The following is a 15,131-nucleotide window of genomic DNA, read 5'->3' on the forward strand; positions in this document are numbered from 1 at the left end:
ATTCGTTAACAGCTAGGCTAAGAAGCGATCGATTATCGTAGCAGGAGAAGCTATAACATGAAAATATAAACACTATACACTTCTTTCCTGCTATCTACTATGCCACTGTTATACTTTGCTATGCAGTGATGAATGCAACAGATTATTGCTCAGGACCACCGTACAGATGGCTCAGGCTATCTGTGATAATTTTGTTAATATCTTCAATAATCGTACTCAGACGTTGCTCGGCATCAAACAGACGACGGATGTTGAGGTTCAGGTTCAGCACCTCAAACAGCTTTTCCATTTGTTCCATTTCTTCCGGGTTTGGCATATCGCCAGACATCATACGCTGTTGAACCTCGATCTGACGCGCACGGAAATCATCCAGCATACGCTTGCTCTCTGGATCAGCCTCGATCAGTTGCATCGCTGCTGTGATATCCGTAACTTCCTTGCTATCACGAATCGCACTGGATAGCTCATTAGCCTTGTCATAAATGTTTGTCATTATAAGCCCCACTTTCCGATACAGCCGTATCACCTTATGAATACGGATGTTCGTTATTTTATGCTTAAAAGCCTGTCTTCAAGCATCAGACAGCACAGGCGCAAGCACATCCTATACAGGTTAACTGATTTGCTGTCAGAAGTAAAACAGGTGTACTCACTTCGCTTTATTAAACACATCCAGCAACTGCTCAAACGATGTGATGATAACATCCGCTCCGGCGAGCTCACTATCATCTCCAAAATCCGCATAACGACACCCGATTACCGGCTGTCCATTTCCTTTTCCTGCCTCCACATCAGACGAACGGTCACCGACCATCCATGCACTTTGTAGTCCATGCTGCTCCATGAGCAGACGTACCAGCTCCGTTTTCGTTTCTGTCTGATATTCACCTGCGCTATACACACCATCCAGCAGTCGATCCAGCTGATGCACCCGAGTAATCCCTTTCACATAGCCCTCTAATCCATTACTGGCGATAAATAAACGGACACCCTGCGCGTGTAGCGTCTCTAATGTCTCCTCTACGTGTGGATACAGACGGGACAGCCCTTCCTCCATAAATTGTAGCTGTAGCTCCAGCAATAGCTCATTCGCACGATCCACCGTCTGACGGCTTGCCCCTGGCATCACGCGCGCCCAGATGTCCTCTAGCAGCATGCCGAGTGAGCTTAATATAATCGACTCTGGCGGCGTCTCGCCTTCGTATAACCCTTCACTGCGAAGCTGTTCAAATGTACGATGATATGCAGGTAGCAATACCGTTTCCGTTTCAAATAAGGTTCCATCCATATCAAACATCATCGCCTGTGGCTTGTGCAATACCGATTGATTGTGCATTCGATCGACTCCTTTTTGTTTGTATTCATCATTGCAGTGCATCTCATTACCATCGGTCTCATTATAGTTTGTATCGTTGTCGTCTCGATCCGTATCATCTATCTCGCTTTGTTATGTATCATCATAGCGTTGTAGCAGTTTGGAAAATAAGACAGGTGCGGCAATAATAACCGCACCTGTGTATGACGTTCAGCATCCATACTATGAAAGCCTTTTTATAGCTTAAATGATCTTATATCTTGAGCCCAACATGGTTCACCATAGCGCACCAAACTTACGACGGGCTCGCTTCACCCTTCTCTTCGCCTTCAGACTCCTCTTCTGGCTCAGGCAATGGATGAATATTCACGCGCATAATGCGAAGACGTTCCGATTCAGCCACTTCAAAGACTACGCCATCGACCTCGACCTTCTTCCCATTTTCCGGTACGCCTTCAAGCTCCTTGAACATCCAGCCGCCGATCGAATCGACCTCGTCATCATCGATCTCTACGCCGGCTAGCTCATTCACATCTTCAATCAGCATCCGTCCATCCACCGAGATGATATCACCAATACGTTCCACATCTGGACGCTCATCCTCGAACTCATCATACAGCTCGCCGACAATTTCCTCCAGAATCTCCTCTGCTGTCAGCAAGCCGGCTGTACCACCGTATTCATCAACAACGAGTGTCATCTGAGCATGATTTTTCTGCATCAGCTGTAGTACATGACTGATCTCCATCGATTCCGGTACATTCAGGATCGGTCTTGCCAGTGCAGCCAGATCATACGGCTGATTTACCGGTGAGAGAAGCACATCGGTAATATGTATGAACCCGATAATACGATCCTTATCCTCTACGGCAACCGGATAACGCGAATGCTTCGTTTCCTGAATGATCGCGAGGTTTTCCTCTTTGGATAGATTCGTATACAGGCAATTCATATCGGTACGTGGCAGCATGACTTCACGGGCAAGCAGGTCGGAAAATTCAAAAATATTGTTCACCAGCTCAATCTCGCCCTCATCCATAATCCCGCTCTTTGCGCTCTGATTCATGAGAATACGAATCTCTTCCTCTGAATGGGCACCATCCGCCTCGCTGGCTGGCTCGATTCCGACTGCACGGAGCACTGCATTTGCAGCGACATTGAGTAACCAGATGAATGGGAAGAACACACGGTAAAAGAACAACAGTGGCGCGGACAATGCAAGCGATACACCGTCTGTCCGCTGAATCGCTAGCGATTTGGGTGCGAGCTCGCCCAGCACGATATGAAGGAACGTAATGACTGCAAATCCGATAATGACCGAGATCGTCGCAATCAGCGTACCATCGGTAAATCCAAGCTTGTACATAAGCGGCTCTACAAGCAGCTCCGATATAGCTGGCTCTCCGATCCAACCGAGTCCAAGTGAAGCCAGCGTAATACCGAACTGCGTCGCCGATAAATACGCATCCAGCTTACTGTTTACCTTGAGCGCATAGCCAGCCAATCGATTGCCTTCACTTTGCAGCTCGGTAAGCCGGGAATGACGCACCTTCACAAGCGCAAACTCCGCCGCGACGAAAAATCCATTTAAAAATACAAGTATAAATACAAGAGCCAAATTGAGTATTAAATTACCTAGCTCAAACTCATGCTCCAACCAGAACGCCCCATTTCTCGGATATATGGTACAGCAGCCACAAATCACCGCCGGAGCCCATACATGGCGTACCGACGTCCGCTAGCTATGCGGCTTTTACAGTATCGCTCTGCGTGATTTGAAGTCGGTTCCTTTGTAGTACATATCCGCAACGAGCAGATTCGGACCACAGCAGGCGGCTGCATCGCAATGACAGTTGACCTGCTGATTCAGCGGATGATTATTGCTCCATTCGCCGAAAATATCATCCAGCTTGTGCTCATGAATGTTGCCAAACGCAGGAATGGCAGCAAAGTCCGTTACAAATACATCTCCAGTAAACATATTCACATTCACTCGATTACGACCATCTGGATCATTACGTACCGTCACATTCGGTTCATTCCGCAGACGCGCGACCAGATCACGATCCGCCTTGCCTGGATTACAGCTGAAAAATGGCAAGGTGCCAAACAGCATCCATAGCTCAGGATCACGATGATCCAGCAAATCATGAATAGCTGCACGGAAGTCATCCAGCGCTAGCACCGGCAGGCTTGCCGCAAAATCAGCTGCATACATCGGATGCACCTCATGGCGCTTACAGCCCATTTCACGAATAAGACGATGAATCTCCGGCAGCTTGCGATGCGTACGATAGTTAATCATCGACTCTGCCGAAATGAACATGCCTGCATCGCTCAACTTGCGTGTGTTCTCCATCATGGTGTCATACATCCGTACAGCCGCTTCGCGTGGAACAGGATGTCCACTATTCGCAAAGCCAACCTCATGGAAGTCATCTGGCGATGTATAGTTAAACGAGATATGCATCACGTCAAGATAAGGCAACATAGGCTCATAACGACCGATATCCAGCGTTAGATTGGAGTTAATCTGCGAACGCACTCCACGCTCACGCGCATAGCGAAGCAAAGGGATAATTACTTCGTCTACCGTCTTCTTGCGGAAGGTCGGCTCGCCACCTGTAATACTGATCGTCTTGAGATTCTCTACCTCATCCAGACGCTTCAGCATCAACGGCAATGGAATCATATCCGGCTCACGCATCACAAGCGAATCGCCGACGGCGCAGTGCTCACAGCGCATATTGCACAGATTCGTTACGGTCATCTCAACACTGGTGAGTGTATGTTTTCCATACTGGCGAAGTGATTGCAACGGATCCCACGGATCATTACTTGGGGAAAGCTCCTTGAGTGGCCACTCACTTCTGTGTATTACTGTCATTTGTTTTTCACCTTATTTCATGTATTAACCCCAAACCGGTCCGTTCATAACGAGTGTCGTGCACATCAATTATGCAATTGTTGGTACAAGGTCCTATTTATCATAACATAAACCAGCGAGGTTCGGCAGAGACATCAATCGCACCCGGTGTCTGCAGCTCGGTACGCAGTAGATCACGAATGAATTCGGACAGCATATACGACACGCTCGTACTCTCACTGAGCGACTCGTAGCCAATGCGGAAAGTGAACATATCCAGCGTACCTACACTGTATTCACGCTCATCCTCCAGCGGTTCGCCGGCTGTTGTCGTAATCGATACGATACGATCATAGGGCGCACGATTCGGGTCATACTGCACGGCCAAACCATCCACACACAGACAACCCAGTACCTTTCCCCGGAAGCCAAAGCCCATAATCGCACGGCTGGTGAATTCCGGTAGCAGCGACTGCTCCAATGCCAGTCGAATGCTGCGTCCCTTCAGTAAGGTCTGGCTTGGATTGATGGGCGATGGACAGAGACGATGAAGCAGCGCTTCACTGATCTCGCCTGCGGGCAGCGGCCCAAGCCATTGCCCAGCATTCACAATCGACAGCTCGGTTCCCGTATAGCGACGAACCGCCTGCGCAAGCAGATTGCCCAGCGGTGACTCATGCTCGTAATTAATCTCCAGCGGCTCCTTTAAAATCGCTACCGTGCGACTCATTCGCTCTGCAGCACGCTCCCGATGCAGTGCAATCGCAGACTCGACGCGCTCATCACGCGGCATATTTTCATCATCTGTCGGAATCAGCCCTCCATCCAGCAGCTTAGGACGTCCGCCATCGGCTGCTTTTTGCCAGCACATATGACCCATATAATGTCCAAATTTGCCCGCGGCACCGATTACCGTATTGCCGATCCATAGTGGGCGCTCCAGCACATGATGACTGTGTCCACCTAGAATCACATCCAGCTGTGGTAATTGCTCGGCAAGCCGCTGATCGGTTGAAAGTCCAAGATGCGACATCAGCACCAGCAGATCAACCTGATCGCGTAGCTCACGTACAAGCGGCTCCAGACAACGCGCTGGCTCATCCACATCCCAGCCTAGCAACTCATAAAAGTCTCCATATTGCGCCGTTGCACCGACAAGACCGATTCGCCAACCGCCTTTTTCGATGATGCGATGGGTTTGCATCCATACAGGAGGCTGTCCAGTCGCATGCTCTGTCACATTGGAGCAGACAACCGGACACAGAATACCAGCATATGCCTGATTCAAAATAGCCGATGTATAGGTAAGTCCTTCATTATTACCGATGGTGATTGCATCGTATTGGTTTAAGTTTAAAATATCAACGTTTGCGGCTCCTTCTGAGCCTTCTGTCTCCGGTGACATTCGATCCATATGATCGCCAATGTCGAGCAGTACGACATGCCCCGGTCCGTAGCGTTCCCGATAATCGTTCGCAATCGCTGCCAGAATGCCCATATTTTCAAAATGGCTATGAATATCATTGGTATGAAGTAGGGTAATAGTATCATTAGAAGTTCGTTGATCTCTGCTCATCGGGCAGCTCCTTCCGGTCATTGTATTTCTTTTCACATCATGAACGTGTGAATATGATAAGATGAAATCGGATAAATCTATCGTTTGGAGGTCGTTACTTTTATGCAGTATACCATTAAATTGTTCGCAGGGCTTGCCGAACGGATCGGGCAGACTGAGATCACCTTGAACATCACCTCCGCAACGGATGGAGACAGTGGATCGTGTACCGTAGCCGATCTTAAAGCTGCGCTCACATCCCAATACCCCGAAGCCGCTCAGGCGATTGCACACTCATTCGCTGCTGTTAATCAGGAGTATGCTTCTGTCGATAATAATATTAAACCAGAGGATGAGATTGCTCTAATTCCTCCCGTATCCGGTGGCTCTGGAGCCAATCAGAATAGTGCACAGACCGAGGATGGGCTGTTTGTCATCACTTCACTCGCCCTATCTGCGGAAGAGGTTGTCGCCAAAGTGAGCGATAATAATCATGGTGCCACGATCGCCTTTATCGGAACAACACGCGAAATGACTGGAGATATGCAGACAACGTATCTGGAATACGAAGCTTACGTGCCGATGGCATTGTCTGAGCTACAAAAGATCGGGCAGCATATTGCCGAGCAATGGCGGGGTAGCCGCTGCGCAATCAGTCATCGCATCGGTGCTGTAGGTATTGCCGAAACGAGCGTGATCATCGCCGTCTCCTCTGCTCATCGGAACGATGCGTATGAAGCGAGTCGATTTGCGATTGAACGCTTAAAAGAAACCGTACCGATCTGGAAAAAGGAAATATGGGCAGACGGCTCAGAGTGGAAAGGTGTGCAAACCGGCCCTTGGAATCCCGTCCAGCCAAAGTCTTAATCTCTTGAGTATATTTTGATTGTGATCAAATTTTTTTCTTGATATGATAAACGTATTATTCATCTACGGAGGTGCCCCGCATTGAGAGTACATGTGACCGATTTAAAGCCGGGAGATACATTATCAAGCGACACATTTAACTCATTCGGCATTCACATTATGCAAAAGGGCCATACTCTCCATTCCAGTGATATCAGTAAATTGCTACAGCTTGGTGTGGACTATGTGACAATTGAAAATACACCTGATGTTTCTCCTGTTACTCCCGCCCCTCATACACTTGAGCAGGCTAAGGTTAAATTTGATACTGCCTTGGAGGGGTTTGAGACTCTTTTTCTGAGTGCAGCGGCACGCGGAGAATTTGATGGAAGCCAGGTTGATGATATGCTGGAGCCGCTCATGGAGGAGCTTCACACCCAAAAGGATGTTGTTTCAGTACTATTCGTGCTGAATGACACGAACAATTATACGTATACCCATTCTCTACAGGTTGGTATGCTATCCTACTATCTGGCAGTATGGCTAGGCTATACAGAGCAGGAAGCCTATCTGGCTGGACGTGCAGGCTATCTACACGATGTAGGCAAGGCACAGGTGCCCGCCGATATTCTGAATAAACCAGGCAAGCTAACCGCCGAGGAATTTGAATGGATGAAAAAACATACCATCTTCGGTCATGATCTGATTATGAAATCGACTGGAGACGAATTAAGCGCCCTTGTTGCCCTACAGCATCATGAGCGTGCCGATGGAAAAGGCTATCCGCATCAGCTCGTTTTGGATGATATTCATCCGTACTCACGCATTGTAGCTGTCGCTGATATCTACAGCGCGATGACGACCAATCGTGTGTATCAATCCAAGCAAGAGTTGCTCAAGGTACTCAAGGAGCTGCACCGTATGAGCTTCGGTCAGCTACATCCCGAATCGACTCAAACCTTCATCCGTCATATGCTGCCGAATATGATTGGCAAACATGTGAAGCTGAATTCTGGTGAAACCGGGAAAATTATTATGACCAATCCGTCTGATTACTTCCGTCCACTGATCGAGACGAAGCAAGGCTTTAAAGATCTGGCAATTGAGACGGAGCTGGAGATTGAGGATATTTTCCTGTAAACGTTCAACTCTTGCCTATTATTCACAATGTTAAAAATCGTCATAGCTGAACAGCAATCATTTCTGAGCAGTCATGTCTGAATAGAAAACATTCGCACGCTGAGTGGTAGGAGCATGTACGCAATAGGTTTGAAGCACGCATGAGCTTGTACCAACAACAGAACACCCGCTATCCTTCTGAGGAGGACAGCGGGTGTTTTCATTTTATCGCCAGATTAGCTATAGATTCTTAGGTAATGTAGTTCATAATGATCGATGCAGGGTACAAAAAAGACTCGATTTCCACCTTCATCTTACGATATCTAAGGCTGCATTTGCCTATTGAATGTATACACATCCGTTTATAATGTTCTGCTATTTTAACGAGATACGATACTCTGTGCGCAAATAATCATGAATATGCTCAAAATCCTCTTTCGTCAGATCGCGCAGCTTTTTCTCCTTGCCCTCTCGTCCGAGAATAATGCCGATCGTCTGGGCTGCCAGCGCTGTTGTTGGTGTAATTCGTGCGCTACCATATGCCTTGATCGAGGCACCGATATTTTTACCAGCGACCAGCACATTATCATAATCCTTCAATTCAAATGAACGCAGTGGGATACCATACGCATCTGGCTTGCCGTAGCCTTTACCAGTCGGCACCTCGCGTGTTCCCTGCACATCAAGTGGATATCCGCCAATGCTCACATTATCCCAGAACATGGTGCTGTTCATCAGATCGTCAGCTTGAAGCACATAATCCGTTTCATAGCGATTGTAATCGCGGATGTATAGATAATCGGGAAAGCCATTGAGCTCGGCATGCTTGTAACCGGGAATATTTTCACGCAAAAACTCCAGTACACGCGGCGCCTCTGCTCTGCCTTTGGCAATTGCCTTTTGCACCGATTCAGGATTGGACGGATCGACATCATAGATGAGCAAAGCGTTAATAATGACCTCGCCATCCTTCTGATAGGTGGAGTTGATGCCACGCAGCTTGAGCTGTGAATCGGCGATCTGGAACTTATCCGTAATCTTATTAAAGCCTGTACCAAAATCATAATCAACATACGTATTGGTACCATATTTGGCTTCCAGTCGAGTTAGTGGGTAGTCCAGCAGCGTCGCACTGTGTAGAGCAAGCCAGTCCACATGCTTGAATCTGAGCATATACGTGGCTGCCATATATTCAGGCTTGCTTGCATGGCCACTAAAGATCGATTCTACGCCTGGAATTCGCTTCGCATCCAGCTGTGAGGTTAAAGCAGCATAATCGGTATTTTCCACAAAGTAGCGCGCTCCTACCGTATGCTGGCTACCATCCTGCTCGGTATAGGTAATGCTGTCGATCTTATGCATACTGCCCTGCTCATCCTGCTGAATATGCCCTAGCTTAATTCCACTTTTTAAAGGAATCCCTTCGACTAATCCATCATAATACTTCATAAAATCCTGCTCTTTACGAATTTCGCCGCCATTATAAGCGTTATATAGCTTCTTCATCTCACCCTGCACAAGGCTGATTTTCTTATTGTTATTCGGCTCATCCAGCACCAGCATCTGACCTTGAAGTAGCTGACCGCCCGGCTTTTCGCGCGGATCAAGAATGAGCACCTTCTGCCCTTCATCATGCGCAGCCTTTGCCATTAATACGCCTTCGATCTCACTGCCAATCAGCACAAGATCGTACTGCTCATCGATAGTAGGAGCAGGCTTAGCTGCTTGTTCTTCCGCTCCAGGATTCGATGTCGTACCCGTACCAGCTGTAGCTGATTCATTAGCTCCTATGGAAGGGGGCACTGATCCTCTTATACTCATATATCCAACATAGCTACCTGCCAGCACGAGAACTAGCAGCACTGCACATAGCCCTAATATGTATCGTCGCATTCTGTTCTTCTTTTGCATCTGCTGTCTGTTGCCTGATCTCAGTCGTTCACTTCTTGTTTTCAATGAATGTCGTACCACCTTGCTGCAATATAGTTAAAATGGGAAAATGGGCAACATTGTCTCTGCATCTGTCGAGCCTGAGCTAAAATGTATCCACAGATAGGTATAGATATGCTCTCTGTACAGGTTAACGTTCCAAGCTCATGCTCGTCAACTGTATGAGAGCAATCACACTACTTGATCTTAACAAAAAGACTGCCTCCAGGCGAGTGCATAACGCATCAGCCTGAAAGGCAGTCTTAACAAACGATCAACACGATCAACGAATAGCTTGCTAGACCTTCTATACTTCATTATCCGTTATACGGATTACACAACTACAGCATTCCATAATAAAACCCATACATTATGAGTAATGCCCACTATAATATGAGCAATGCCCACTATAATCATGACTCACGATCAATAGAATACATGATTTCAAACATTAATCTGTACAAAAAGTTTACCCTATCTTCAGATCAGTCCGGATTGATGCAGCAGACGCTCTACCAGTGTTGCTACCTCAGCACGAGTGACCGATTTTTGAGGTGCAAGCTGCTTGCCATTTTGTCCATTGAACAAGCCCGCTTCGATCGTTGTAGCTGCTGCGCTACGTGCCCATGCTGGAACGGTTTGAGCATCCGTAAAAGCTTGTAGCGCGGACTCTGAGCTACTACCATGCTGCTCTAGTCCTGTTAGCTGCATCGCTCTGGATAGCATCACCATCGCTTCAGCGCGTGTAATTGGCTGCTGTGGACGGAATGTACCATCCTCAAAGCCCGTAATCAACTGATACTCTGCTGCTGTTGATACCGCATCACCATACCATGCGGATAAAGCAACATCGCTAAAGGATGAATTGGTCTGAACAGGCTTCAAGCCCAGCCCTTTGGTCAAAATCGAAGCGAACTCAGCTCGTGTAATCGAGCGAGATGGCTCAAAGCGACCATTCCCAGTGCCCTCGATAACGAATCGAGCCGCCATATCCTCAATAGCTGTCGCTGCCCAGCTACCGCCAATATCCTGTAGCTGTGGTGTATGCTTCACCAGTGCATATGTGCTATTGGTCAAGCTGGAGATCGCTGCATAGGTGTTACCATTTTGCTCTATGATCCGTGTCGGTACAGGGATCAGCTCGTCTCCATCATCACTCAGGACAGCACCAGTAATGGTACCACTGCGATCCGTCGTATTTTGCAAAGGAATCAGGCGCTCTACATATTGCTTGAAGCGATTCATCATTGCACGATTGCCATTCGTTACTTGGCTAATCTCAAAGCTAACCGCAGGCTGTAATACAGTTAGCTGTTTTTGTGCAGCGATTGTATTGATACGCGTCACATCAGCGGTAGATGCCTTCACAATCGAAATCTCCAGCTTCGTGCTGGCAAGCTCCGTCGCGGAAAGGCTTGTTCCAACTTGATTCAGTGGAAGCTGTGTCGCTGGCAAGGTGTACATCCCTAACGGTGTATCCATAACGAGCTTCGCTTGCTGTTCATTCATCTCCTGAATCAGCGTAGCGTCCCATTGACTCACCAGTACATCCACATCGTCTGCATTGGTAAACGGAACCGTCACTGTTGCACCCTTACCTTCAGCGGCAAGCACTTCACGAACCAGCTCTGGATTCACCTGAATCGTTTGTACTTTACGCTCACCCTGCATGCTCTCGATCAATGTTCCCGCTCTCTGTACCTTGCCATTCACCAGCACGTCCACATTTGTAGGCTGTGTACCTGAACCCGGTTGGACTGGAGGTGTCGGCTCGTTCGGAGTCATACCATTGCCATTAGTACCAGATGAGTTGTCCTTATCCTTGTCTTTTACCGTCACGGCAACGGTATTAGAGCGAGGACTGGCTACATCATTGACATATTGCACAACATAATAGCTACCTTTGGACAAAATGCCACTAAAGCGATATTGTCCATCACCGATGCTAGTTGGCTCCATTGCTAGCGGCTGATTCTCTCCACTACGAAATAGCTTTAAGGTCGCCCCTGGATACACATTGCCCACATCCAGCAATTCACGTCCGCCCACAGCCGTTGGTGTACGTAAAATCGGATTAACGAAAATCGAGTTCACACTTTCCATTCCATACACTGACTGGGTCACATAATAGAATCCAACACGCGGTGCAATATTGTTAAAACGGTAGGTTCCATTGTCCAGCATCGTGTACGTTGCTGAAGTCACTGTATTACTGGCTGCATCATACAGCTTCAGTTGTGCTTTCGGTGATACATTACTAACATCGATCGATTCAATTCCGGCAACCACAATCGGCGTGCGCAGAATCGAATTGACGAACACTGAATTTAAGCTTTCATTACCATTTACCGTCTGTGTAACATAGTAATAGTCTTGATCCGGTAATACATTTTCCAATGTATATACCGAGCCTGTTACATTCGGAAAGGTCTGGATCATTGTGCCGTTAGCACGATACAGCGTAAGGGTTGCTCCCGAAATGTAATTGCTTACCTGGATCGATTCACCCCGTCCTGCTACGACAGGCGCAGGTGGAATATTCTTTTGTACCAGTGCAATATTGGAAGCTGGGCTTAGCACACCATTGATCGACAGCACCACATAATAAGGCACACCTGTATCCAAATTATTGAAGCGATACAGTCCATTACCAAGCGACGCTGGAGTGGTAGAGATTGGAGTCGATCCGCTATATAATGTGATCGTTGCGCCTGCATACGTATTGCTTACTTCTACATAGCCCACACCGCCAGCAAGGATAGGCGTAGGCAGCATACTATTGATGAACGGCGTATTCAGGCTTTCCCGTCCTCCGAGCGATTGTGTTACATAGTAATAACTACTGCGAGGCACTACATTGTCGAAACGATAGACGCCATTTCCTTGATCAACCGCAGTTACAGATACACGTTGACCATTAGATGCATCATACAAATTCAACGTTGCACCGCTCGTCACATTGCTCACATCGAGATAGCCAATGCCTGCGGTCGCAGTTGGAATATGCAAATTCGGATTCGCAAAGTTAGAATTCACGCTTTCTTTACCATTGACTGTCTGAGTTACATAATACCCAATCGTATTAGGGAGTACATTATCCATTGTATAGGTGGTACTCGATACCGTCGGATACGTCTGCACAAGTGTGCCTGTTGTTGTGTATAGCTTGAGTGTTGCACCTGCGACAATTTGACTCACATTTAAGGACTCGTTAGCAGCTGCGATGGTTGGAGCATCTGGCTGATCCAGTGTAACATTAACGCCATTCGAACTTGCCTGTACTCCATTTACCATCTGGGTAACATAGTAGCCTGATCCAGCCGCAACATTTGAGAAACGATACGTTCCGTTTCCTTGATTCGTGGATGAATTGGATGCGAGTGTGCCATCGCTCTTGTACAAGCTAAGTGTAGCACCGATATCGGTATCTACATTTGTCACATCCACATATTCGGCTCCACCTGTTGCAATCGGTGTATTCAGCTTGGACGTTAAAAATGACGTATTATTGCTTGTCTGACCGCTATACGTTTGTACGATATAATAAAGGCTGCTATCCGGAATAACGTTCTGAAAACGATACATACCGCCGCCTTGATTGGACACTGTCGTAGAGACAAGCGCGCCACTTGAAACACGATGCAATTCTAATGTGGTATTGCCCGATACATTGCTAACATCAATCGTTCGAATACCAGCAGTTGCTACTGGTGTACGAAGACTGGTATTAAAGAAAGGCGTATTGGTACTTTCTTCGCCACCTACCGTTTGCGTGACATAATACGAATTCGCATACGGCAATAAATCAATTGTTTTTGTAGCCGTTGTTACGTTCGCTTCCTGCCATACTGGACTACCTCCGTCTGCCCTGTACACCTTCAATGTAGCTCCGGATACATAATTGCTAATGATAATCTTTTCTGCACCTGTTGTTACGCTAGGTACCGCAGGCGGCGCTGCATATGCTGGATGCACCAATCCGAGACTCAATAGGATACAGAGTACACTTAGACAGTAGCGCTGCACTCGTCTTTTCCTCTGCGAAAATTCTTTCATCTTCTTCCCCCAATTATATCAATGTACCGGATCAAGATGCTTATTGATCAAAACAACGTCCAATGCTGAAACCAGTCATCCCAAGCATACTACATATTTTGTATAAATAAGGTTATTATTTATAGGTGTCAGTTGTTACATGCATTCGATAAATAGCCAATGATTCAGATCGGCTTTGATGTATAGCGAGGTCTGCTATCCGTTATTTATTAAAAGAGTTTGCCGTTTCGTATCACTCCGTATTACTTATACTACAGCGACTTGCACATCATCCAATCAAACTGCTCTTCCTCGCCCATATAAAAGGAATGGACGGCTGTTTGCACAAAGCCCATTTTCTCATAAAAGGAGATCGCTTTACGATTGTTCTCCCATACACCGAGCCATATCTGGCTGTACTGCTCCGTGACCGCAAGCGATAAGGCATGCTCCAAAAGAAACTTGCCGATCCCCTGCCCCTGAAATGCACGTCTTACATAAATCCGTTCTACCTCTAGCGCATCGCTTCCCATCGGCTCTGTCTGCGCTGATCCGGTATTCAGCTTCATATAGCCTGCTAGCTCCTCCTGTATATAAGCGAAGAAGAAACGGGATTCTGCGTGACTCAGCTCCTTGTGTAGCTGCTCCAGCCGAAATGACTTTTCCATATAAGCAGCCATATTTTCCGGCGTGTTCTGGCTTGCAAACGTATCCTCGAACGTCTCACGGCTGATCGCTTGTAAAGGATAAAGTTGTTCAAGCGTACAGGGTTTAAGCGTGATGATCATATTGGTTTGTGCTCCTTTGTGTTGATTTTGTGCTGATGATGAGTAGCGTTAAAATAATTTAGTGCTTTCGCATGGATATTATTCACATGCTATGATCATTTTCATGTAGTGCATGGATATCGATGCTGGATCGAAGCTTTATGCACCTGTTGTTATTCAGTTGTTGTTCAGTTGCTATCGTTGATATGGCGTAGCCTATACTGCTGATCTGTAGCGACTTAATAGCTGCGCTTATTGCCCTTTTTCACCCATTCCCAATCCTTCTCGACATTGCTACGCACGCGCTGTAATAATTGCAGCAGCTGCGTCGCCTCCGTGCTGGATAAGCCTTCGAGCGCTACGCGATTAGAATGATCATTTTCACGCTTGATGACCGGATAGGTTGCCATTCCCTGCTCGGTTGCAAACAGACGCTTAATCTTCTTATTATCTGGATCATCTCTTTTTTCAATAAAGCCCTGTAGCTCCAGCTTCTGAATCGCTCTGGCTGCTGTGGTCCGATCCACCTTGAGTAGCTCGGCAAGCTTTTCCTGAATGATGCCCGGCTGCTCGCATATGCGTACAAGGTACAGGTATTGTCCTTTCGTTAAATCGTATTCCTTAAATTCGATATTGCTGATGGAATCGAGCGCTCTGGCAATCGTGCCAATTTCACGTAAAATTTCGGTCATATGTAGA

At 47.1% G+C, this 15,131-nt stretch carries 11 protein-coding genes; 2 read left to right on the plus strand and 9 right to left on the minus strand.

Translation table 11 applies throughout. The annotated features are described in order from the left end of the window. Window positions 1–142 precede the first annotated feature (142 nt). The 5 genes from SK066_RS16140 to SK066_RS16160 all read right to left on the minus strand — a co-directional run bounded on the left by SK066_RS16140 (window position 143) and on the right by SK066_RS16160 (window position 5,757). Window positions 143–493: a YlbF/YmcA family competence regulator gene (locus tag SK066_RS16140; protein WP_188773931.1), complete on the minus strand. Its 351-nt coding sequence runs from the start codon at window positions 491–493 to the stop codon at window positions 143–145. A gap of 156 nt (window positions 494–649) precedes the next feature. Continuing rightward, complete coding sequence (locus SK066_RS16145) at window positions 650–1,336, minus strand: HAD family hydrolase (RefSeq protein WP_320542247.1); 687 nt, start codon at window positions 1,334–1,336, stop codon at window positions 650–652. A gap of 274 nt (window positions 1,337–1,610) precedes the next feature. Beyond that, entirely contained in the window at window positions 1,611–2,972 is a 1,362-nt protein-coding gene (locus SK066_RS16150; protein WP_320542248.1) for a hemolysin family protein, read from the minus strand. A 96-nt stretch (window positions 2,973–3,068) separates the two neighbouring features. Then, on the minus strand, window positions 3,069–4,202 hold the full coding sequence (gene yfkAB, locus SK066_RS16155) for a radical SAM/CxCxxxxC motif protein YfkAB (RefSeq protein WP_320542249.1): 1,134 nt from the start codon (window positions 4,200–4,202) through the stop codon (window positions 3,069–3,071). 100 nt (window positions 4,203–4,302) lie between these two features. Further along, complete coding sequence (locus SK066_RS16160; RefSeq protein ID WP_320542250.1) at window positions 4,303–5,757, minus strand: bifunctional metallophosphatase/5'-nucleotidase; 1,455 nt, start codon at window positions 5,755–5,757, stop codon at window positions 4,303–4,305. 102 nt (window positions 5,758–5,859) lie between these two features. On the opposite strand from SK066_RS16160, the gene SK066_RS16165 reads away from it, so the two are divergent. Together SK066_RS16165 and SK066_RS16170 are read left to right on the plus strand one after the other, a co-directional pair. Next, window positions 5,860–6,603 (plus strand): molybdenum cofactor biosynthesis protein, encoded by a 744-nt coding sequence (locus SK066_RS16165; protein WP_320542251.1) that lies wholly within the window; start codon window positions 5,860–5,862, stop codon window positions 6,601–6,603. Window positions 6,604–6,684: 81 nt separating this feature from the next. Continuing rightward, the gene (locus SK066_RS16170; RefSeq protein WP_320542252.1) at window positions 6,685–7,722 is read left to right on the plus strand and encodes an HD-GYP domain-containing protein; all 1,038 of its coding nucleotides are present in this window, start codon (window positions 6,685–6,687) and stop codon (window positions 7,720–7,722) included. Window positions 7,723–8,076: 354 nt separating this feature from the next. On the opposite strand, the gene SK066_RS16175 is transcribed toward SK066_RS16170, so the two are convergent. The 4 genes from SK066_RS16175 to SK066_RS16190 form a co-directional block, all read right to left on the minus strand. After that, on the minus strand, window positions 8,077–9,504 hold the full coding sequence (locus SK066_RS16175; RefSeq protein WP_320542253.1) for an FAD-dependent oxidoreductase: 1,428 nt from the start codon (window positions 9,502–9,504) through the stop codon (window positions 8,077–8,079). Window positions 9,505–10,110: 606 nt separating this feature from the next. Beyond that, window positions 10,111–13,686, minus strand: a complete 3,576-nt coding sequence (locus SK066_RS16180) for an S-layer homology domain-containing protein (protein WP_320542254.1) — start codon at window positions 13,684–13,686, stop codon at window positions 10,111–10,113. A gap of 251 nt (window positions 13,687–13,937) precedes the next feature. Further along, a complete protein-coding gene (locus tag SK066_RS16185; RefSeq protein ID WP_320542255.1) occupies window positions 13,938–14,453 on the minus strand; it encodes a spermidine/spermine N(1)-acetyltransferase in 516 nt (171 codons plus the stop codon). A gap of 218 nt (window positions 14,454–14,671) precedes the next feature. Further along, on the minus strand, window positions 14,672–15,124 hold the full coding sequence (locus SK066_RS16190; protein ID WP_320542256.1) for a MarR family winged helix-turn-helix transcriptional regulator: 453 nt from the start codon (window positions 15,122–15,124) through the stop codon (window positions 14,672–14,674). Between the last annotated feature and the right edge of the window lie 7 nt (window positions 15,125–15,131).

The sequence above is a fragment of the Paenibacillus hunanensis genome (assembly GCF_034055775.1).
Lineage (GTDB): Bacteria > Bacillota > Bacilli > Paenibacillales > Paenibacillaceae > Saccharibacillus > Saccharibacillus hunanensis.